The organism is Pseudoalteromonas sp. APM04, from assembly GCF_022809815.1.
In the GTDB taxonomy this organism is placed as follows: domain Bacteria; phylum Pseudomonadota; class Gammaproteobacteria; order Enterobacterales; family Alteromonadaceae; genus Pseudoalteromonas; species Pseudoalteromonas marina.
This window is the reverse complement of sequence record NZ_CP094441.1, coordinates 897,426-918,013: the sequence shown is the minus strand read 5'-3', so window position 1 is coordinate 918,013 and position 20,588 is coordinate 897,426. Positions and strand designations below refer to the sequence as shown.

The window sequence follows — 20,588 nt, the reverse complement described above, 5'->3', positions numbered from 1 at the left end:
TTACCTCGCAGCACTTAATATAGTGTCAAAAACAGTACGAGCAGTTGCAAGTACCTGTGCAGAAGCCGCATAAGACTGTTGAAAACGTAATAAATTAGCAGCCTCTTCATCAAGGTTTACGCCAGAAAGCGATTCATACCAGGCTTCAGATTGCTGAGCAAGCGCTTCAAATGCTTCCCCATTCGTTTTTGCTTGGTTAGTTACCACGCCTATATCGCTTACTAATCCTGCATAAGCTTGGTTAAATGTTTTGTGGTTGTCTGAATTTGCACCGCTAACAACATTTTGACGCACTAATTCACCTTGCTGTAACCCCGCTAACTTTTGACCATTACGGTTATCATCAAAGCCACCTTGGTTAAACTCAAGTGTGAATGTATCGCCAGTTTCAGGGCTGCCTTCAATATCAAAGTCAAAACCATATAGTTCAAAGCCATTACCTGCCTGTTGTAACATGTCTTTTGCTGGCAAAGTTGCTGTAAAAGTACTGGTATTTACACCATCACTTATTGTGTATTCATTTAGATTAGCGGTTTTAACAACACTAATAGGGCCATTTGTAAGACCTGCCGGTGACGTTGTAAAGCTACCAGTAGTAACATCATTTACCTCACCAACCGTAATCGTGGCATTTCCTATGTTGTTAATGTCGTTTGCTGTTCTTATAGGTGCTGCAAGCGCTAAATCTTCACCACGAGTGGTTGCTAAAGACATATTTGCCGCCGACTCAGAGTTAAGCTTTATTTGAAACTGATCACCTGCATTAGCAGCGCCAGCAACATTAATTTCTAAACCAAACGATTCGCCACTAGTAATTGTTGATGAATCAATGACGCCAGCGGTTATATTTGCTGTCGATGCTGTGCCTAGCGGCTCACCTTTATTATCTACTGGCTGAATTTCGACCGTTGAAGCACTGGTATAAGTAATTATAAAGTCACTTGCAGGCAATTCACTGCCCTTACCAGCTTCAAGGGTTGCAGTCATACTTGAACTACCCGTATTAGCGGTATAAGCATAGCCACCAACCGTAGGAATATTAAAAATATTGCCCCCGAGCTCTCCGCTAGCGTCCATACCCAGCTTGTTTTGTTCATTAAAAGAATCGGCTATTGCTAAGCCCATTTGGCCAATTTGATTTTGAGCAGGGACTAGCACATCGTCTCTAAATGCCAGTAATCCACCAATTTTTCCCTTTAATTTAGATACATCAACTTCAAGCGGCACTGCCTTGCCCCCATTTACATCTAAACTAAGTTCTTTAAAGTTTGGATCAGGATCGCCACGCATAGAAAACAAATTAAACGAGCCATTTTGCATTACAACCGCTTCACCGGTGCCCATAAATACAAGTTTTTCACCATTTGGGCCATCCAGTGTTTCTATATCAATAAGTTCTGATAAATCACGGATTGCCTTATCGCGTTCATTATAAGTAGAACTTGCATCCGCTTGGTTATTAGTGCCGTTAACAGCAGCAATATCTTGATTTAATGTACCAATTTTTTGAATTAAGCCATTTGCCTCTTCTGTAAATACGTCTAGCTGTTCATTTACAATATTTTTCTGATCGAAAACAATGCCTGAGAGTCTGTCCATTTGATTCACTAAGTTTTCAGCATCCGTCATTACCAGCGAGCGAGCAACGGTAGACGAAGGCTGATTTAACGACTCCTGAACATTATTAAACAATGAATTTATACTAGTAGATAAACTATTAGAATCTTCTGAAAACAAACTATCAACGCGGTTTGACTCTGTAACAAATTGATCAAAAAACGTTTTATTAGAGGTATCTCTGTTAAGTTGCTCTTGGGCAAACTGGTTTAACAAGCGATAGGTTTCTCCTTTCCCTACCTGGTTATCGACCATAGTTGTATGCTCTGTGCGCTCTCGCACATAGCCTTCGGTATTTACATTCGCTATATTTTTACTTGTCGTTTGCAGTAGTTCCGAATTTGCTCTAACCCCAGAACTGGCAATGTTTAATAAGTTAAACGACATTTACTTTACTCCTTGGCGAATAACACTGGCTGCAACATCTTTTAATTGAGCACTGTTAAGCACTTTTTTTATTTTACTAGCGTAATTAGGATCCGTTGCGTAGCCGGCTTTTTGTAATGAATCTAAAAACTCGCCTGGCTTAGCTGTATTTTGTAATGCTTCTTGGTAGCGTGGGTTTTGGGTTAAAAAATTAACAAAGTCGTTTACGCTCTCTTTTATTGAGTCATAAGCTCTAAAGCTTGCTTGTTTTTTAACAGGCGTTCCTTGTTCAAACTCTAGGGTAACTTTACTCGCTTTTTCGCCACCCCAGCTTTTATCTGATTTGATATTGAATAAGTTATTTGAACTGTTACCGTCGCTTTTATTAATAATGTGCTTACCCCAACCGGTTTCAAGTGCGGCTTGTGCAACCATAACAGCAGGGTTTAAGCCAATTTTTTGTGCTGCGGTTTTAGCGTGTTCCCATACTGTAGTTACAAACTCTTCAGTACTTTCGAATGGCGCTGAAGGAGCTGCAGCCACTTTAGAATCGGTTTTATCGTTTTGAACATTTACAGCAGCTTTTTCTTTATTTTGGGTATGTGGAAGCGAAGAGCCCGCACGCATATCACTTAAAAAGTCATTGGTGGTTCTCAAAACAGAACCCGGCATAAAAGTTTTGCCGTCTGGCGATAACTGCTGAACAATTAAATCAGCAAGGCCTAAAGACCCATTTGATGAAAGCTCTGTAGATAACTGTTGATCATGCATGTCTTCAAAAAACTTAACGCTACTTGAGTTAAGTGGGCTTTCTTTATCTTCAAACGCTTCGTTAGCTTTACGCATACTTTTAAGTAGCATTTGGGTAAAAATAGCTTCAAATTGCGCAGCTGCTTTTTTAAGAGCGGCTTTAGATGCATCGGTTGATGCATCACCACCGCTTAAGGCTTCTTTACGAAGTGAATCTAAATTGCCTAAATCAAAAAAGTTTTGTTTGTCTAGATGATTAGTTTCCATCAGCTTTTTGACACAATAATGAATAATACAAATTAAAATGCAAAAATTAAGCCAGATTGAAAATGTGAATGAGGGAGTGAAAGGGAAGCTTTAGCAAAGGCTTTGCTAAAGCTTAATAAATATTAAATAACAACAAGTTGACCGTTTATTGCTCCGGCTTCTTTAAGGGCCTCTAAAATAGCCATTAAATCGCCAGGCGCTGCGCCTACCTCGTTTATAGCACGAACTAAATCGTCTAAACTAACACCCGGGTTAAACACAAATGCACGCGAATCGTCTTCATTTACATCTATAATTGATTGCTGCGTTACAACGGTTTCGCCCTCAGCTAATGCATTAGGTTGAGCCACATTTTGTTGCTCTGAAATGGTGACGGTTAACCCGCCATGTGTTATTGCTGCAGGCTGTAACTTGACATTTTTACCAATCACAATGGTGCCCGTACGCGAGTTAACGATAATTTTTGCAGACATATCTGCAGGTTTAAATTCAAGATTTTCAAGCGTTGATAAATAAGACACACGTTGAGAAGCATCTCTAGGGGCAATCACACGAACAGACACAGAATCAATTGCTTTTGCACTGTTAGGCCCGACTAAATCGTTAATTGTTTTTTCAAGGCGCTTTGCCGTTGTAAAATCAGGGCGGTTTAAGTTAAACGTAATAAAATCGCCTTGCATAAACGGATTTTTAACTTCACGCTCTACTGTTGCGCCATTTGGAATACGGCCAACTGTTGGGGTATTAATAACAACCCGACTGCCGTCAGCGCCTTGGGCACCTAAGCCCCCCACTATCAAGCTACCTTGAGCTACGGCATATACATTGCCATCAGCCCCTTTTAAAAACGTTTGTAATAACGTGCCACCGCGCAAGCTACCCGCACTACCAATAGATGAAACGGTTATATCAATTGTTTGTCCTGGCTTTCTAAATGCGGGTAATTCAGCATGTACAGCAACGGCAGCAACGTTTTTAATTTTAGGGCTTAAATTTGCAGGTAGCGAAATACCAAAATTGCTTAACATGCCTTTAAAACTTTGCTGAGTGAAGCGGCTCTGCTCACCCGTGCCGGGTAAACCCACTACTAAGCCATAACCTACCAACTGGTTCGATCTAACCCCTTCGACCATAGAAATATCTTTAATACGCTCAGCATGTGCCGAAAATTGGCAACCTATTAGCGTGATTAAACAAATTAACTTTAATACATTCATAATGAATGCCCTCTAAAAAGGAAAAATCGAGCTGCTGAAAAAGCGTGTTAACCAACCTGCACTTTGCGCTTCTTGTGTTTGCCCTTTGCCAGAGTACTGAATACGCGCATTGGCTATTCGGTTTGACTCAACTGTATTATCAGAACTCACATCTTGCGGGCGTACTAAACCTTCCAAACGAATAAATTCCTCACCAGTGTTTAACGTTAACCACTTTTCACCGCGAATCACTAAGTTACCGTTAGGTAAAACACGCATAACATTGACCGAAATATTGCCAAACAAGCTGTTTGATTGATTTGATTTAGAATCCCCCGTAAAAGAGGCGTCACTACCAATGCCAAACTGAATACTGTCGCCGCCTATATTGACCGGAAGGCCTCCGAGCCCTATGACAGGGTCTAGGCTTGCATCAGATTGCTTATCGGTTTCTGTTTTAGCTGCTTTAGTTGCTTGAGTAGATTCTTGTAAATTTACAGTAATAATGTCGCCAGTACGCAGTGCTTTTCTGTCTGCGTATAAGTCGTTTGACACATTAGTATTAAATAACGAACCTGTTGCAACTACGGGTTCCATACTTGGTTCAGGATACATTGGCGCATAATAGGGGTCATCTTGAACAACATCACTGTTTTGTGTTGAAACACAGCCACTTAAAAATAATGTACCTACCGCAAATAACATATAATGACGCATAATTCCCCCTACACCTTATAATTGCTGATTGATGTAACTCATCATCTCGTCAACAGCCGAGATGACTTTAGAGTTCATTTCGTAAATACGCTGCGTTTCAATTAGGTTAACCAGCTCTTCAGTTACATTTACGTTTGATGTTTCAAGTGAGCCCTGAATAATTGTGCCTAAGCCTTCTACACCCGGGTTACCTTGCACAGGCGCGCCACTTACTGCCGTTTCGGTATAAAGATTTTGCCCTACAGGCTCAAGGCCCGATGGATTAATAAAATCGCTAATTGTAAGCTGGCCAATAACAACATTGTCGGCTTGACCTGAAATACGAACAGATACCTCACCATCTTGTGAAATAGTAATTGATTGCGCATCATCGGGAACATTCATTTCTGGTTGCACTACATAACCAGAACCAGACGTGACAATTCGACCATCGCCATCGGTAGTAAACTGCCCATTACGCGAATAAGCAATATTGCCATCGGGTTGTAATACTTCAAAAAAGCCAGGCCCTGAGATCATCCAATCCAATGAATTCTCAGTGGTTAGCATATTACCCTGAGAAAAATTCTTTTGGTTAGCCACTACTTTTGCACCGGCACCTAGCATTAAACCAGAGGGCATTTCAGTGTCTTGCGACGAGCGCCCACCTGGCTGGTTAATATTTTGATAAAGTAAATCTTCAAAAATAGCGCGGCTTTTTTTATAACCTACCGTACTGGCATTCGCTAAATTGTTTGATATAACCGAAATATCGGTTTGCTGAGCGTCTAGCCCCGTTTTACTGATCCACAATGCTGGATTCATAATCGTGTCCTCATTTAAAGTTAAACTATGCGCATCAGCTGATCTTGTGATCTATCCAGATCTTCAGCTGTTTTCATCAGTTTTACTTGTAACTCAAATTGACGTTGATGGCTGATCATATCGACCATTTCGTGAACTGGGTTCACATTAGACATTTCTAAGGTTCCGCTTAATACTTTGACATTGGCAGAGGTATCAACAACCTCTCCTGCCTTAGGCCTAAATAAACCATCATTCCCTTTTTCTAGTTGAAAGCTATTAGCTTCAACCACCTTTAAGCGGTCAACTTCTTCTAAAAACGTAGCAGGCGCCCCCTGCGGGCGAACTTGAATTGCACCGTCTTCACTAAATTCAATTTTTTCAATCGGTACTGGTAAAATGACAGGCCCGCCTTCGCCAATTACTTGACGACCATGGCTGGTCATTAACATACCTTCAGCGGTAATATTTAATGTACCCACTTTGGTGTAAGCTTCATTGCCTGAGGCATCTTGGACGCTTAACCATGCGTTATCACTCATTGCAATGTCGAGGTCTCTACCTGTTTCAACTATGCCACCAGAGGTCATATTAGAACCTGGGCGCTCTTGCATGGAAAACACACGTGATGGCAACCCTTCACCAAAAGCCTGCATAGAGCGAGCTTGTGCAAAGTCTGACTTAAATCCAGTAGTATTCGCATTCGCCAAATTATTGGCTTTAAGGGCCAGCCCCTGTAGGCTTTGTTTAGCGCCTGAGGCCGCAATGTAGACCATTTTGTCCATAGCATCGACTCATATTAAAAATCTCTATACACAAGAAATGCAAAATAGATGCCACAATAGGAAATGATGTAAAATGGTTATAAAACAAACTAAATGAAGTGAAAATAAAAAGGGCCACTTTAAAAAGCAGCCCTTAAAATTATGTTAAGTATTAAATTAACGAATCTGTAAGATTGCCTGTTGTAGTGTTGAGTTAACCTCAAGCGCACGAGAGTTAGCCTGGAAGTTACGCTGGGCACTAATTAGGTCAACCAGCTCGTTAGTTAAATTCACATTTGATTGCTCTAGTGCTGATGAATTTATTGAACCTAAAGTACCTGAACCAGGTTCACCCGCAATTGGCTCACCTGACGTTAAGCTTTTTTTCCACGAGGTATCACCAACTTGAGATAAGCCCTGTGAATTAGAAAAACGAACCATCGCTACCTGACCTAGGAAAGATGTGTCGCCATTACTGTATGAAGCTACTATTTTTCCGTCAGTACCAATATCAATACCCGCCAAGCGGCCAACTGTAGCACCATCTTGGTCGAGTGCTTTAACTTCAAATCGACTTGCGTACTGGGTTGGCTGCTTATTTGTAGTTGCAGCCTCATCTCGCCAATTAAGCTCCACGCCCGTATCAGGAAATGACGCACCGTTAGTCAGCAATGAAGACAACCCTGTTGTTGCTGTTGCAGGTAAAACTAACTCGTCGAAAGTACCTGGATTTGTATTCGCAACTCCGTTTGTTGTTTCAGGTAAACCACTTGAGCTAAAACCTATAGTAGTTAAAGGTGTGTATGGCGCAGTCGTTTGCTCAGCCCCCGTTGCTGGATCAACAACTAAACCATCAAGTGTTGCATGTATATCCCACTCATTAGGGTTTGTCGTCGGATCATTTTTTACAAAAAAGTATTGTAAAACATGTGCTTCACCTAGTGAATCGTAAACAGTGGTTGAAGTTGATGAATTATACGAAGCACTTTCTGTTGGATCAAATGGCAGCGAAGGCGCATCTGCACGTGAATCTAAGTTAAATGAACTGTATACCGTTGCCGTTGCACGAGGTGACCCAGATGAATCAGGGATTTGAAGTGCCGACGAAGTACTCAAACTGACTGAGGTAGTATCTCCGGTAGCTTCATCAACAGGGAAACCTTGTAAGAAGTTACCTTTGGCATCTACGATAAAGTTATCTTTATCTAATTTAAAAGCCCCAGCTCTTGTAAAGGTAAAGTCTTGCGCGCCCAAGTCTTGGCTCATTGCAAAATAACCCTCGCCTGTAATCGCTAAATCAAGTGAGTTATTAGTAAATTGCAGCGAACCTTGGTGAAATTGCTGAGCAACCATAGTGGTTTGAACACCGTCACCATTTTTAGTTCTACCTGAACTAAACACTGAAGAAGCATATACATCTGCAAACTCAGCGCGAGACTCTTTAAAGCCAGTTGTATTAACGTTCGCAATATTATTTGCGGTAACGTCTAAATCTTTTTGTGCGGCAGCTATGCCTGTTAATGCAATATTGAAGCTCATAATTGACCTCTAACCTATTAAATACAGCCTGCAAACAGGCGAAATATTATCAAACTCTATTACGCGATCTCTGCGACATCAGTCAGCCTAACCGCACCTTCTTTAGTGTTAATAATGATGCCGTTAGCACCGTTTATATTTACACTTTCAATATTCTTGAACGTAGCAATGGGTAAGCTTGAAAACTCACCATTTGTACTGCCTTCAGCCACTATATTGTATTCACCCTCAGGCAACCGCTCACCGGCTTCGTTTTTACCATCCCAAGCAAAGCGTATTGCACCAGCAGACTGTGACCCTAAATCAATACTGCGAACTAATTGACCTGACTCATCAGTAATACGAAGCGTTAAGCTATCTACTGGGCTTTCTGCAACGACTGAACCTTTCGCTTCACCCGTTGCATTTAAATCTAAGGAATCCGACTCAAGTAATGCTTGCTTACCAACCAATGTTGATGCCTGCAAAGCAGAGTTAGATGTCATCGAAGCTGCTAGCGACTCAAAATTACTATTGAGATTTGAGATACCTTCAGCCATCGTAAAATTGGTCATTTGTGCAATCATTTGATCGTTATCAGCAGGTTTACTCGGATCCTGAAACGATAATTGCTGAGTTAACAACGAGAAGAAATCTTCTTGAGTTAACGCATCGCTTTGCTCTTCGGTTGTCGTTGGTGTTGTATCCTGCCAACGCAAAGAATCTAAATAGGATGAAGATGTACTAATATCGTTACTCATAACCTACCCTCGGTTAACGCTGACCTAGCAGCAGAGTTTTACTTAACATTTGCTTAGCTGCATCAGCAACTTGCACGTTTGTTTCATAAGAGCGAGAGGCAGAAATCATATTCGCCATCTCCTCTACAACATTAACGTTGGGTTTGTAGATATAACCATTTTCATCCGCACTCGGGTGATTAGGGTTGTATTCAATCTGCAGTGGTGCACTGCTTTCAACAATGCCCAGCACTTTAACACCAACAGAAGAGCCCTGATTATTACTTACCGACTCAGAAGCTTTGGTAAGCTCTGCAGCAAATACAGGTTGTCGCGCTCGGTACGTTTTGTCTTGAGAAGAGCTAATTGTATTAGCATTCGAAATATTACTCGCAGTGGTATTTAAACGAACATTCTGTGCGCTCATACCAGAACCAGCAATATCAAAAACGTTATATAAACTCATAATTATTATCCTTGACTACCGAGGGCTTTATTCAGGCCTTTAAATTTGCCGCTTAAAAATTGTAAGCTGGCCTGATACTCCATAGCATTCTGTGTATACAAGTTCCGTTCCACCTGTACATCCACTGAGTTACCATCACCTGTATCTGTTTGATTTGGCGTACGAAATAATTCATCACCACCCACACTACGGGTACCACCACCAATGTGTTTTTCATTAGTAGTTACCATTGTATTGCCGCTTTGCTGGTGTGATTTTGCCGCTTTTAATGCTGAGGCAAAGTTAATATCTTTTGCTTTGTAGCCCGGCGTATCAGCATTAGCAATATTACTTGCTAGCACTTCTGCTCGTTGTGAACGGATCAACATAGTATGCTGATGCACACCTAAAGCTTTATCAAAACTGATAGCCATAACCATCTCCAAAAAATTGACTTAACTTGAATAAAGCAATAAATAAGCCATTTATAATTGAGTGATTATATTTTTTGTAATCGAATGATTTAAAATGAAAAACGACACATGATGTGTCGTTTTGAAGGAAAGAAAAAAGGTTTATTTCTTTTGGTAAATAATGCCAGGATTGCATCTAACCATATCAAATTCGTCACTCAACCCGGCCATTGACTCCGAAGCCCCTAAAAATAAATAACCTTTAGGATTAAGCGCTTGTGCAAATTGTTTAATAATTTTTGCTTTTACCTCTGGAGAGAAGTAAATAAGTACATTGCGGCAAAAAATAATATCGAATTTACCCATTAATGCATACGAATCTAGTAAATTTAAATGCCTAAAGCTCACTTGTCTTTTCAAAGTGTCGTTAACTTTTGCCATACCATTGCCGCTGTCTGTAAAAAACTTTTTTCGACGTTCTGCAGACAACCCGCGCGCCAAGGCTAACGCGTCATACTCGCCATTTTTACACATGTCTAGCATAGTGTTAGAAATATCAGTACCAATGATCTGAGCACCCATTTTTAAAACGTTAGGCTGCTTAGATTGAAACTCAGCAACCGACATAGCAATAGAATAAGGCTCTTGACCAGACGAACTAGCTGCAGACCAAATTTTTACAGGCCGCCTCAAATCTTTAAACTCAGGAAACAACCTGTTTTGAAGTAGCTCAAAGGGGTATTGGTCTCTGAACCACAAGGTCTCGTTTGTAGTCATCGCATCAACAACAGCCGCGCGCAATTGCCTCTCATGCGGCCCCAGTGTTTTGCTAACAAGTTCAGATAACGACCCTACATCAAAACGAGCCATAAGGGGCGCAAGTCTACTTTTTACCAAGTATTGCTTGTTTTCACCAAGAACAATACCGCATTGCTGTTCTAAAAACGAACGGAACTGATCGTATTCATTTTGCTGCAAGTCTTTATTATTCAAATTAGTAGCACCTGTTTTGATTATTCACAATGAACCCACTTTTTAACCGCCGTCGCTAATTCATCAGGGTTAAATTTGGCAATAAAATCGTCAGCCCCAACCTTTTCAATCATTGCTTGGTTAAATACACCACTCAGTGATGTATGCAAAATGACATGCAAAGGGGCAAGTTTAGGGTCTGCTTTTATTTCTGCAGTTAGTGTATAGCCATCCATTTCAGGCATTTCAACATCAGATATAAGCAAAGCAACACGTTCTGTAATATCTGTTTGACAATCAAGCTTGGCAATTTCTTTTAATCTTACGAGTGCTTCTTTGCCATTTTTAGCCAACTCAGTTTGTACACCCAGCGGCTCAAGTGCTCGTTTTACCTGATTTCGCGCAACCGCACTGTCATCAGCTATAAATACAATTCGTTCACCTAAATCTTTTTGAATGTCACCACTTTCAGCAACTTCAGAACTTACTTCTGTGTTAACAGGGCAAATTTCATTTAATATTTTTTCAACATCTAAAATTTCTACTAGCTCGTTTTCTATTTCAGTAACGGCGGTTAAATATGAATAACGTCCGGCACCAGAAGGTGGTGGCATTATTTTTTCCCAGTTCATATTAACTATACGTTCAACACCACCGACCAAAAAACCTTGCACTGAGCGATTATATTCAGCAATTATGATAAAGCTGTCTTTGATGTTATCGATTGGACGTCCACCTACCGCCATAGATAAATCTATGACAGAAATAGTTTGTCCACGAATATGAGCTACACCACGAATATAAGAATTCGATTTTGGCATACTAGTAAGCGGAGGACATTGAAGGACTTCTCTTACCTTAAATACATTGATCCCAAAACGCTGGCGCCCTCTGAGTTTAAATAATAGTAATTCTAGGCGGTTCTGGCCAACCAACTGAGTACGCTGGTTTACTGAGTCTAAAATGCCTGCCATTAAAATCTCCTTTAGAAAACAAATAATACGGAACGATAATTGCTTCCTACATATACAAAGCTACACAACATCGTGGGAGCGTCTTAATTTTGACGCAAAATATTTATACCCTGTTTGAAACCATAAGCATAGTCGAAACATTATGAGTTTGTTAAAAAAAATCAAAAGATACAGTGTTTTTTATTTTGTTACTAGCCTAGGAATGGCATTCCCTGTATCTGCACAAGTATTTAGTAAAGCATCACTACAAGAAATGGCTGTAAAATACATTGCTGAGCAAATTGGCGAACACGATAGTGAGCAAATACACCTCAGTGCATTGCCATTAGACAGCCGTATACCTGATCGTGCTTGTTCAACGACACCTGATATTATTTCATCAAGTGAACCACCGTTTAACAGACAAATTACAATACAAGTAAAATGCGACGATCCACAAAGCTGGGCACAATACGTACATATAAAGGTGCTAAAAATGGCACCTGTTGTTGTAACAACTGATAATATTGCGCGCGGTGAAGTAATAACCAGCGCTCACCTAACCATTGAGATGAAACCGACACACTTTGTAAGAGTGCAATATCAAGACGATCCTAAAGCACTTATTGGCAGTCGAAGTAAACGCAACATTCGCGAAGGTATGCCAATATTGCTCAATCAAATATGTATGGTATGCAAAGGTGATGCTATTAATATTTATGCAAGCACAAAAGGCTTACAGATAAAAACGACCGGTGTTGCGCTTGAAGATGGCACTCTGGGCGAACAAATACTTGTAGAGAACAAAAAAACAGGTAAAGTTTTAAATGCGCGTGTAGATGGTGTAGAGTCTGTACAAGTAAATATTTAATTAAAAATAATATTAAAGTTTACTAAAGATATGCCGATATACTGGTATTAGTTGGGTAAATTATGGATTTTTATTATGGTTAATCAAGTCAATTCAGGTAATCAACAACCAAGCGCTTTAGCTAATGCTAAACAACAAAAGGTTGATTTGCAAAGAGATAATGCAAATACACAAGCGGCTCAATCGGCTACGCCTAAAGCTGCTAGCGATTCTGTAAGCTTAACACCACAAGCACAGCAATTAAAAACACTGCAAGAAAAAGCACAGCAATCTTCTGGTTTTGACAGTAACAAAGTTGCTGAGCTAAAAAAAGCAATCACTGAAGGTAAGTACCAAATAGACAGTGAAAAGCTTGCCAAAAATTTAGCTGACTTCGAGTTTGATGTCTATGGCTGATCATAATAGCTTGATTATTGTTAAGTTAAACGAGCAAGATAAGTGTTTAGATTCTCTCGCTGTTTTATTAAACGACGAGCTAACAGCTATTGCCTCAAGAAGAGGTGAAGGTTTAAAAGAAATTACCCAACAAAAAATGACTTTTTTAACCAAGCTAAATAGCCTAGATCAAGAGTTAAACAAGTTACTTGCTAAGAATGACGAGCAGTCTGAAGAGCTTCCCGAGCTTATAGCCCAAGTTCGCAGTAAGTTAGAGAAATGCCAAAAACAAAACGAAGTAAACGCGCATGCAGCACATCAGGCGCAGCTTAGTGTAAAACAACTAAAAAACATTTTAATTGGTGCCCCATCGTCCACCACATATAATCAGTCTGGCGGTGAAGTTAACACCAACGGTCAGCTTGTCAGAAATTTAAAAGCATAAACTCAAAATGCTTCAGCCAAATTACCTACTTCTATAATATTTAAACCTGCTAGTTACCGGTATCTCAAACTTGAAAACCCAAAAATTGAGACAAGCTGCGTCAACCTTTTTGACTGAGGTTTTTGTACTCAGGTGAGACTGTTTAGTTGACGCATTGTAATATTTAAACTGCTGTATACTTAAAACTCTAACTTGCCTAAATACTAAACGTACAGCTGTAAAATTTATTGCGAACGTCAATTTATCAGTAATACGTTACTTTTTTTACTTCACGTGGTTTTATTTCGCCAATATATAAATCATGCACGCGCTTCATATTGAGTTCCAGCTCAGTGACGTATGTGTCATCTACTGCATACGTTTTTATAATTTGTGCACCTTTAATTACGCCCTGCACTTTGCTTTCTAGATAATCATCCTTAGCGACTGCGTTTTCAACGCTCATACCCGCAGTTACCTTTTGCCCATATACTTGCTCTGTAAGCTCTCTGTATGCTTCAAGTTTAGAGGCTTTAATAGCCATAAGCTGCTTTTGTGAAGCGCTTGCCCCTTTTTGTAAACTAATAGGTGCATAACCTACCGCTTTTAATACCGGGTAATTATTAGGCTCAACATATTTGTACTCAACATGCTTATCAAACACGCTGCTGCACCCACTCAAGGTTAAACACCCAAGTGTAATAACTAATGAAATTGCTCGCATAATTTTGTGCCCTAGTAAATTAATTACGGTGGTATATGCATGTTTAATGCCATTTATAACGTTATTTTTATTGATTAATAACATTGGTACAGTCCTTGCTGCCTCAAGGTAAAGCTAACGTTTATTTGGAGCAAAAAGTATGAAATCGTTTTTATTAAAGGCATTTGCAGGATTAAGCGCAACTGCGTTATTTACGTTTTCGACTTTTTCAAATGCGCAGTGGTATGAATCTACAGGGCACGCACTTATTCAAAACGACGACATAAGCGCGGCCAAATCTGCAGCTATAAAAGATGCTATAACTCAAGCGTTGGTTTTTTCTGGGGCGCGTGTCAGCTCAGTACAAACCTTGGTAGACGGCGTATTAATGCAAGATCAGTTAAAAATTAGTAGCCACGGCGAAATTCAAAAAATTGAACTTGTAAGTGAAAATAAATACGACGATAAATTTGCGATTACCCTGCGTTTAGATATATTTGCGCAAACAGAGCAATGCCCGCAAAGCAGCTTTAACAAGTTTGTTGCCGTAACACAAAGTCAGCTGGTTCATCGAGAGCAAGCTAGAATGGGTCAAATATTTGACGTAAATAAAGCAATTAGCAAACGAATATTCACCACCTTACAAAAATCAAAAATGAGCGCCCTACCCGTTGCTTATTACAATATACCTTTAAATGTAGATAATTACTTTTCGCAGCAGTACGACTACTCAAAAGTTCAGTTAGAAGAAATATCATCTCGCACCAACGCTCAGTACGTGTTACTTAGCCAAATTACCGACCTATCAACAAGCGATAAACTCAATAGCGATTATGCTTTTTGGCAAGACGATAGCTACCAACGCAACTACAAAATAGAGTTTAGCCTTTTTAATGGCACAACCTATGAGCAGCTTTGGAGCAATAGTTATCAGGGCCAAGGCACTTGGCCATTCGAAAAAACCGCCATTATTGATGTAAACAGTGATAGGTTTTGGCAATCACCCTACGGTCAAAGTATACAAGATATAAATCAAACCCTAAGTTATGACTTACAAGCTGTATTAGCCTGCTTTCCAACGCAAGGTAAAATAATGCATATGGAAAACAGCAAAATAGTAATTAATTTAGGTAAAGCACATGGCCTAAAAAAAGGGCAAATGCTGAGTATTGCACACCATAACTACCTAACTGATGCAGCTGGTAATGTAATGCCTCACACCACTACAACACTCAACAAAATACGTGTAGAGCAGTTATATCAACAAACTGCGGTTGCAGTAAGCATTGACGACCAGCCCTTACCCGGCGTACAAATCAACGATGTAGTTGAAGTAATAAGCCAAGATCTTTAAAGCGCTTTAGCAAGCTGTGTTTTTAAATTAGGGTGAGCCGACAACCACTCACCCAACTGCTCAACCCCTGCCAAATGCGGATAATGCTTTCTGCATGCAAACACGACATTACGCTGCTGATTGGGAAATATAGGCATATAATCAATACCCGTGCGCTGTGTGCAAGCTAACTTTGGCACAAAAGTAACGCCATCATCCATTGCCACCAGCGCAAGTAACGTTTCTAAACTATTGCCTTTATATTGATTAGACACATCAACCCCTGCCGAAAAACAAAACTTTTGGGCTTGATCTTTAAAGCAATGACCATCACTTAACATTAATAGGCTGCAACCCTGAAGATCACTAAGCGCGACTTTTTTATGCTTAGCCAGCGCGTTATCTTTTGAAACAGCGACTAAAAAGTCTTCTTTATAAAGTGGAATAGTGTGGTAATGATTAAGCTCAGCTACATCGGCCAGAATTGCAAAATCAAGCTCACCATTGTTAAGCGCATCTAATATGGTGGCTGTTTGCATTTCAATAAACGCAAATTGGCTATCTACAAATGCTTCTTTCATTGAGGTTAACAAAGTTGGCAATAAATACGGCGCAATAGTTGGAATAATACCAATTGTTATCTTACCTTGTAATGGTTCATTAGAGGTAGAAGCCAGCTCTTTGAGTATTTGAGTTTGCTCTAAAATAACCTCTATTTGCGCTAATAAACGTACACCTTTAGCAGTTAGGGTTACTTGTTTGGTTGAGCGGTCAAATAAAGTAACACCTAATGTTTGTTCAAGCTTTTTAACTTGCCCACTCAGTGTAGGTTGGCTAACAAAGCACGCATCGGCTGCTTTACGAAAATGTTTATGTTGTGCTATGGCTTTAACGTATTCAAAGTCTTTTAAGTTCATGTTCAGCTCCACCCTGATAGCTTTTGACTATCAGTTTAATACAAACAAACGATTAGAACTATATTTAAATTTTCGCCATAATGGCTTTAACAAATCAAGAGGAACTAAACCATGTTAAAGAATATTGAAGGTCAAACAATCCCAAACGTTACATTTGCAACACGTCAAAACGACGAATGGAAATCGGTAACAACAGACGAGATTTTTAAAGGCAGAACCGTTGCTGTGTTTTCACTACCGGGTGCATTCACCCCAACATGTTCATCTACTCACCTTCCTCGCTACAACGAGCTAGCTGGTGTGTTTAAGCAAAATGGCGTAGATGAAATTGTATGTTTATCAGTTAACGATACATTTGTAATGAATGCATGGGCTGAACACCAAGAAGCGCAAAACATTACTTTACTACCAGACGGCAACGGCGAGTTTACAGACGGCATGGGCATGTTAGTAGACAAAAACGATTTAGGCTTTGGTAAGCGCAGCTGGAGATACTCTATGCTGGTAAAAGATGGCGTAATTGAAAAAATGTTCATCGAACCAGACCTACCAGGCGACCCGTTTGAAGTGTCTGATGCAGACACCATGCTTGATTACATCAACCCTAAACAAGCTAAACCTGAGCCAGTAAGCGTTTTTACTAAGCCCGGTTGTCCATTCTGTAAAAAAGCAAAAGAACTACTTACAGAAAAAGGCTTTGCCTATGAGGAAATTGTTATGGGTGCAGGTGCATCATTAACAAGCCTAAAAGCAATCTCTGGCCGCGACACCGTTCCACAAGTATTTATTGGTGGTAATCACATTGGTGGTTCAGACGACCTAGAAAAATACTTTGCCTAATAAGTAAATTTAAATGGGGGCCAAGTGCCCCTATTTATTGAAGGAAAATACAATGAAACAATTGCAAACCGACGTAGTAGTTATAGGCGCAGGTACAGCAGGCTTAAGTGCATACCGAAACGCTAAACAGTTTACCCCTAACGTACTTATGATCGAATCAGGTCCTTATGGTACAACCTGCGCACGCGTAGGGTGTATGCCAAGCAAATTATTAATAGCTGCTGCAGAAGCTGCGCACGCTATAGAAATGGCACCTGCATTTGGTGTGCATAGCTCAAAGCCGGTAATAGACGGCAAAGCAGTTATGGCACGCGTTAAAAGTGAACGCGATCGTTTTGCTGGTTTTGTAGTAGAAGCCGTTGATGAACTACCAGACGAAGACAAAATTAAAGGTTACGCTAAATTTTTAGATGCAAACCGTGTACAAATAGATGACCACACCATTATTACAGCCAAGCGGTTTGTCATAGCTACAGGCTCTCGCCCTTCTTACCCTGGCGTATTTAATAATTTTGGTGACAAATTAATCATTAACGACGACGTATTTGAGTGGGACGACCTACCAGAATCAGTTGCCGTATTTGGCCCGGGCGTAATTGGCCTTGAAATAGGTCAAGCACTTAGCCGTTTAGGTGTTAATGTAAAATTATTTGGTGTAGGTGGTGCAATTGGTCCACTCACCGACCCCGTAGTAAAAGACTATGCAAATACAGTTTTTGCAAAAGAGTTTTTTGTTGATACCGACTCAAACGTATCAGACATGATGCAAATAGGCGACAAAGCGCAGCTTACTTACACCGACAAACAAGGTGAAAAACACACCGAACAGTTTGACTATGTACTAGCCGCAACAGGCCGAGTTCCTAATGTAGACAAGCTAGGGCTCGAAAACACAGGTATAGAACTTGACGAACGCGGCGTACCGCATGCCGATCCGCACACAATGCAATGTGGCGAATCAAACATATTTATAGCCGGCGATGCAAGCAACATGATCCCGCTACTTCATGAAGCGTCTGATCAGGGAACCATCGCAGGGCAAAATGCAGGGCGTTTCCCAGATATACGTATTGGCCTGCGCAGAGCTAAAATTGCCGCTGTATTCAGCGACCCACAAATTGCCATGGTAGGCGAAAGCTTTACCCAAATAACAGACCGTTTAGGCTCATGTGGCTGTTTTGAAGTGGGCGAAGTCAGCTTTGAAAACCAAGGCAGAAGCCGCGTAATGCTTAAAAATAAGGGCCATATGCGTGTATACGCAGAGCAAGGCACCGGCTTATTTTTAGGCGCCGAATTTATTGGCCCACAAGCCGAGCACATAGCGCATCTGCTTGCATGGGCAGTACAAAATAAAATGACCGTACCACAAATGCTTAATATGCCGTATTACCACCCGGTTATTGAAGAAGGCTTACGCACCGCACTGCGCGATTTAAACGCCAAGCTTAAGTTTGGCCCAGATATCATTAACCACTGTATGGAATGTGGCCCAGGCGCATAACTTACAAAAAATAAACACTTGCTATTAAAAAGCCAAAACGTCTGTTTTGGCTTTTTTATTTATATAATTTTTAAGCACTGGTATCTCAAAAAATAGTTTAGCTGTTACACTGAATACGTAATTTAATTAAAAAGATGGAATAGCTATGCCCAATAATAAATTTAGACTAGTCACTCGTAGCGATTTTGATGGCCTTGTATGTGCTGTACTACTAAAAGATTTAGATCTAATTGATGACATTTTGTTTGTACACCCAAAAGACATGCAAGATGGAAAAATAGACATCACCGCTAACGATATTACCACTAACCTTCCCTACGTAGCGGGTTGTCACATAGCATTTGACCACCACTTAAGTGAAACCGTTCGAAACGCAAGCGACATTAAAAATCACATAATTGACCCTAAAGCGCCTTCAGCTGCTCGAGTCGTTTACGACTACTACGGCGGCGCCGAAAAATTTCCTAATATTTCAGTAGATATGATGGACGCTGTAGATAAAGGCGACGCAGCTCAGTTTTCTAAAGATGAAATACTCAATCCAACCGACTGGGTGTTAATGAACTTTATAATGGATGCCCGCACAGGTCTAGGCCGCTTTCGCGATTTTAAAATTTCAAACTACCAGTTAATGATGAAGCTCATTGATGCATGTAAAGATCAAAACATCGACGACATTTTGCAAATGGAAGATGTTGCAGAGCGAGTTGCGCTTTATAATGAGCACAACGAAAAAGCAAAAGCACAAATAACACAGTGTGCAACAGTGCATAAAAACCTAGTGGTATTAGATCTAACTCAAGAAGAAACCATTTACGCCACCAACCGCTTTGTAATTTACGCTATGTACCCCGACTGCAATATTTCAATTCATAAAATGTGGGGGCTTAAAAAGCAAAACGTAGTGTATGCAATTGGTAAGTCAATTACTAACCGCAGCTCAAACACAAACGTAGGTGAGTTATGCCTTAAATACGGCGGCGGCGGCCACTTAAATGCAGGAACCTGCCAAGTAGAGACCAGCCAAGCCGACACAGTACTCACTGAGCTGATAGATAAAATCACTAATGATGGTTAATTACTAACTATTAGCTATTAAATTGTAAAGCGAGTAGGTTTATATTTACTCGCTTTTTTATGTGTAGTTATAAACTTTTAGCTATAAAAAAACTACTTTGCTAACGTTTCAACTCAATAGTTATTGATATCTTAGATTTTTAAGGGCTGGTTTGAGAGAAATTGTCAGTCAAAAGTTCTGATGTATGAAGTCAAGATTTGACCCACGGCTCTTTCAAAGTAAAAGGCTTGTGGTTCGCTGGTAAAGCTATTATCACTAGGCATTACTTATGGAAGGTAGAAAAAGCATAACCTAAAGCTAGAACGAGTTAGCTAAAGCTCCGTATTATCTAAAAAGAGCTAAAGCTATCACCAATAAATAAAATTGCAGTTAAATACGACTTTTCAAATAGCTAAAGCTCTTAATTTAGCTTTAGCTCATATCACACAGCAGTACAAAGCCAAAAATTATCTTTAGATTACCATTTGCCAGAATGGCAAAAAAGATCTTAACTTGGAGTTCTGTAAATAACTGTACTATCTGAGTTTAACTATTTTATATATTTAGAATATTCTTTTTGCAAAAACTCAGGCCACAAATGACTGTTCTTTCCGTATAGTTTCACTATGCTTTTAAACTCTTTAAGCTCCTCTACCTTAGTACCTTGCTCTAAAAGATCTTCATAAGCCCCATAATAATGCTGGCTAAAACTAATATATCTTTTTTCATCCTCAGTTTGATTTTCTCTTTCTGCACACAAAGCTAACTTTGCGTATAGCTTGTTCAACTTTAAGGATAGAAAAGACTTTTGAATTTCTTCACATTTGTGAGAAAGCGTCGAATAGTTTAATTGTTCTAATTGTGGAATGAAGTCTTCTTGACAAACTTTCTCAAGCTCGTTGTATCTGCCAGCTTTCTGATAATAGGGCAATACTTTTAAAATGTCAGCTTCTGATGATATTCCACTTTGATAAGCGAACAATAAAATTTCTATAGCTTCATCAAATAACCCCTCTTTAGCTTTAGTCGTTGCGAGTTTTAGTTGATTCATATTAGTGCTCACCCT

General features: G+C 40.0%; 22 protein-coding genes. 7 read left to right on the top strand and 15 right to left on the bottom strand.

The window, feature by feature from the left end:
- The 12 genes from flgK to MTP24_RS04260 form a co-directional block, all read right to left on the bottom strand.
- On the bottom strand, positions 1-2,004 hold the full coding sequence (gene flgK, locus MTP24_RS04315; RefSeq protein WP_243532943.1) for a flagellar hook-associated protein FlgK: 2,004 nt from the start codon (positions 2,002-2,004) through the stop codon (positions 1-3).
- A complete protein-coding gene (flgJ, locus tag MTP24_RS04310; RefSeq protein WP_243532941.1) occupies positions 2,005-3,000 on the bottom strand; it encodes a flagellar assembly peptidoglycan hydrolase FlgJ in 996 nt (331 codons plus the stop codon).
- Positions 3,001-3,122: 122 nt separating this feature from the next.
- Positions 3,123-4,217 (bottom strand): flagellar basal body P-ring protein FlgI, encoded by a 1,095-nt coding sequence (locus MTP24_RS04305; protein ID WP_243532939.1) that lies wholly within the window; start codon positions 4,215-4,217, stop codon positions 3,123-3,125.
- A gap of 12 nt (positions 4,218-4,229) precedes the next feature.
- Positions 4,230-4,913 carry a flagellar basal body L-ring protein FlgH gene (gene flgH / locus MTP24_RS04300; RefSeq protein ID WP_006792704.1) on the bottom strand — a complete coding sequence of 228 codons (684 nt, stop codon included), beginning with the start codon at positions 4,911-4,913 and terminating at the stop codon, positions 4,230-4,232.
- A 15-nt stretch (positions 4,914-4,928) separates the two neighbouring features.
- Complete coding sequence (gene flgG, locus MTP24_RS04295; protein WP_006792703.1) at positions 4,929-5,717, bottom strand: flagellar basal-body rod protein FlgG; 789 nt, start codon at positions 5,715-5,717, stop codon at positions 4,929-4,931.
- A 20-nt stretch (positions 5,718-5,737) separates the two neighbouring features.
- Positions 5,738-6,481, bottom strand: coding sequence for a flagellar basal body rod protein FlgF (locus tag MTP24_RS04290; protein ID WP_006792702.1), 744 nt, complete (start codon positions 6,479-6,481; stop codon positions 5,738-5,740).
- Between the two features lie 156 nt (positions 6,482-6,637).
- Positions 6,638-7,999: a flagellar hook protein FlgE gene (gene flgE, locus MTP24_RS04285; RefSeq protein ID WP_243532937.1), complete on the bottom strand. Its 1,362-nt coding sequence runs from the start codon at positions 7,997-7,999 to the stop codon at positions 6,638-6,640.
- Between the two features lie 59 nt (positions 8,000-8,058).
- Positions 8,059-8,739, bottom strand: a complete 681-nt coding sequence (locus tag MTP24_RS04280) for a flagellar hook assembly protein FlgD (RefSeq protein WP_006792700.1) — start codon at positions 8,737-8,739, stop codon at positions 8,059-8,061.
- Positions 8,740-8,752: 13 nt separating this feature from the next.
- The gene (flgC, locus tag MTP24_RS04275) at positions 8,753-9,184 is read right to left on the bottom strand and encodes a flagellar basal body rod protein FlgC (protein ID WP_006792699.1); all 432 of its coding nucleotides are present in this window, start codon (positions 9,182-9,184) and stop codon (positions 8,753-8,755) included.
- 5 nt (positions 9,185-9,189) lie between these two features.
- Positions 9,190-9,597: a flagellar basal body rod protein FlgB gene (gene flgB / locus MTP24_RS04270; RefSeq protein ID WP_006792698.1), complete on the bottom strand. Its 408-nt coding sequence runs from the start codon at positions 9,595-9,597 to the stop codon at positions 9,190-9,192.
- A gap of 141 nt (positions 9,598-9,738) precedes the next feature.
- A complete protein-coding gene (locus MTP24_RS04265) occupies positions 9,739-10,569 on the bottom strand; it encodes a protein-glutamate O-methyltransferase CheR (RefSeq protein ID WP_006792697.1) in 831 nt (276 codons plus the stop codon).
- Between the two features lie 20 nt (positions 10,570-10,589).
- Positions 10,590-11,522 carry a chemotaxis protein CheV gene (locus tag MTP24_RS04260; protein ID WP_006792696.1) on the bottom strand — a complete coding sequence of 311 codons (933 nt, stop codon included), beginning with the start codon at positions 11,520-11,522 and terminating at the stop codon, positions 10,590-10,592.
- Between the two features lie 142 nt (positions 11,523-11,664).
- Here MTP24_RS04260 and flgA point away from each other — a divergent pair, with 142 nt between their 5' ends.
- The 3 genes from flgA to MTP24_RS04245 all read left to right on the top strand — a co-directional run bounded on the left by flgA (position 11,665) and on the right by MTP24_RS04245 (position 13,192).
- The gene (flgA, locus tag MTP24_RS04255; RefSeq protein ID WP_243532935.1) at positions 11,665-12,372 is read left to right on the top strand and encodes a flagellar basal body P-ring formation chaperone FlgA; all 708 of its coding nucleotides are present in this window, start codon (positions 11,665-11,667) and stop codon (positions 12,370-12,372) included.
- A gap of 75 nt (positions 12,373-12,447) precedes the next feature.
- Positions 12,448-12,768, top strand: coding sequence for a flagellar biosynthesis anti-sigma factor FlgM (gene flgM, locus MTP24_RS04250; protein WP_006792694.1), 321 nt, complete (start codon positions 12,448-12,450; stop codon positions 12,766-12,768).
- The gene (locus MTP24_RS04245) at positions 12,761-13,192 is read left to right on the top strand and encodes a flagellar protein FlgN (RefSeq protein ID WP_006792693.1); all 432 of its coding nucleotides are present in this window, start codon (positions 12,761-12,763) and stop codon (positions 13,190-13,192) included. The genes flgM and MTP24_RS04245 overlap by 8 nt, the downstream gene beginning before the upstream one ends.
- A gap of 244 nt (positions 13,193-13,436) precedes the next feature.
- Here MTP24_RS04245 and MTP24_RS04240 read toward each other — a convergent pair whose 3' ends face one another.
- Positions 13,437-13,895, bottom strand: coding sequence for an LPP20 family lipoprotein (locus MTP24_RS04240; RefSeq protein WP_033019180.1), 459 nt, complete (start codon positions 13,893-13,895; stop codon positions 13,437-13,439).
- Between the two features lie 139 nt (positions 13,896-14,034).
- Between MTP24_RS04240 and MTP24_RS04235 the strand changes: the two genes are divergently transcribed.
- On the top strand, positions 14,035-15,228 hold the full coding sequence (locus tag MTP24_RS04235; protein ID WP_243532934.1) for a flagellar assembly protein FlgT: 1,194 nt from the start codon (positions 14,035-14,037) through the stop codon (positions 15,226-15,228).
- On the opposite strand, the gene MTP24_RS04230 is transcribed toward MTP24_RS04235, so the two are convergent.
- A complete protein-coding gene (locus tag MTP24_RS04230; RefSeq protein ID WP_243532932.1) occupies positions 15,225-16,124 on the bottom strand; it encodes a LysR substrate-binding domain-containing protein in 900 nt (299 codons plus the stop codon). The two genes, MTP24_RS04235 and MTP24_RS04230, sit on opposite strands and share 4 nt — an antisense overlap.
- Positions 16,125-16,235: 111 nt before the next feature.
- Here MTP24_RS04230 and MTP24_RS04225 point away from each other — a divergent pair, with 111 nt between their 5' ends.
- From MTP24_RS04225 to MTP24_RS04215, 3 genes are all read left to right on the top strand, one after another.
- Positions 16,236-16,964: a glutathione peroxidase gene (locus MTP24_RS04225; RefSeq protein ID WP_006792689.1), complete on the top strand. Its 729-nt coding sequence runs from the start codon at positions 16,236-16,238 to the stop codon at positions 16,962-16,964.
- Between the two features lie 52 nt (positions 16,965-17,016).
- Positions 17,017-18,465, top strand: a complete 1,449-nt coding sequence (locus MTP24_RS04220; RefSeq protein WP_243532929.1) for a dihydrolipoyl dehydrogenase — start codon at positions 17,017-17,019, stop codon at positions 18,463-18,465.
- 145 nt (positions 18,466-18,610) lie between these two features.
- Positions 18,611-19,543, top strand: a complete 933-nt coding sequence (locus tag MTP24_RS04215) for an exopolyphosphatase (protein WP_243532928.1) — start codon at positions 18,611-18,613, stop codon at positions 19,541-19,543.
- 529 nt (positions 19,544-20,072) lie between these two features.
- Here MTP24_RS04215 and MTP24_RS04210 read toward each other — a convergent pair.
- Entirely contained in the window at positions 20,073-20,573 is a 501-nt protein-coding gene (locus MTP24_RS04210) for a hypothetical protein (protein WP_243532926.1), read from the bottom strand.
- Positions 20,574-20,588: the final 15 nt, after the last annotated feature.

Coding starts and splice junctions, on each gene's coding strand:
- flgK (WP_243532943.1), bottom strand. CDS start 2,004: ATGTCGTTTAACTTATTAAACATTGCCAGTTCTGGGGTTAGAGCAAAT.
- flgJ (WP_243532941.1), bottom strand. CDS start 3,000: ATGGAAACTAATCATCTAGACAAACAAAACTTTTTTGATTTAGGCAAT.
- MTP24_RS04305 (WP_243532939.1), bottom strand. CDS start 4,217: ATGAATGTATTAAAGTTAATTTGTTTAATCACGCTAATAGGTTGCCAA.
- flgH (WP_006792704.1), bottom strand. CDS start 4,913: ATGCGTCATTATATGTTATTTGCGGTAGGTACATTATTTTTAAGTGGC.
- flgG (WP_006792703.1), bottom strand. CDS start 5,717: ATGAATCCAGCATTGTGGATCAGTAAAACGGGGCTAGACGCTCAGCAA.
- MTP24_RS04290 (WP_006792702.1), bottom strand. CDS start 6,481: ATGGACAAAATGGTCTACATTGCGGCCTCAGGCGCTAAACAAAGCCTA.
- flgE (WP_243532937.1), bottom strand. CDS start 7,999: ATGAGCTTCAATATTGCATTAACAGGCATAGCTGCCGCACAAAAAGAT.
- MTP24_RS04280 (WP_006792700.1), bottom strand. CDS start 8,739: ATGAGTAACGATATTAGTACATCTTCATCCTATTTAGATTCTTTGCGT.
- flgC (WP_006792699.1), bottom strand. CDS start 9,184: ATGAGTTTATATAACGTTTTTGATATTGCTGGTTCTGGTATGAGCGCA.
- flgB (WP_006792698.1), bottom strand. CDS start 9,597: ATGGCTATCAGTTTTGATAAAGCTTTAGGTGTGCATCAGCATACTATG.
- MTP24_RS04260 (WP_006792696.1), bottom strand. CDS start 11,522: ATGGCAGGCATTTTAGACTCAGTAAACCAGCGTACTCAGTTGGTTGGC.
- flgA (WP_243532935.1), top strand. CDS start 11,665: ATGAGTTTGTTAAAAAAAATCAAAAGATACAGTGTTTTTTATTTTGTT.
- flgM (WP_006792694.1), top strand. CDS start 12,448: ATGGTTAATCAAGTCAATTCAGGTAATCAACAACCAAGCGCTTTAGCT.
- MTP24_RS04245 (WP_006792693.1), top strand. CDS start 12,761: ATGGCTGATCATAATAGCTTGATTATTGTTAAGTTAAACGAGCAAGAT.
- MTP24_RS04240 (WP_033019180.1), bottom strand. CDS start 13,895: ATGCGAGCAATTTCATTAGTTATTACACTTGGGTGTTTAACCTTGAGT.
- MTP24_RS04235 (WP_243532934.1), top strand. CDS start 14,035: ATGAAATCGTTTTTATTAAAGGCATTTGCAGGATTAAGCGCAACTGCG.
- MTP24_RS04230 (WP_243532932.1), bottom strand. CDS start 16,124: ATGAACTTAAAAGACTTTGAATACGTTAAAGCCATAGCACAACATAAA.
- MTP24_RS04225 (WP_006792689.1), top strand. CDS start 16,236: ATGTTAAAGAATATTGAAGGTCAAACAATCCCAAACGTTACATTTGCA.
- MTP24_RS04220 (WP_243532929.1), top strand. CDS start 17,017: ATGAAACAATTGCAAACCGACGTAGTAGTTATAGGCGCAGGTACAGCA.
- MTP24_RS04215 (WP_243532928.1), top strand. CDS start 18,611: ATGCCCAATAATAAATTTAGACTAGTCACTCGTAGCGATTTTGATGGC.
- MTP24_RS04210 (WP_243532926.1), bottom strand. CDS start 20,573: ATGAATCAACTAAAACTCGCAACGACTAAAGCTAAAGAGGGGTTATTT.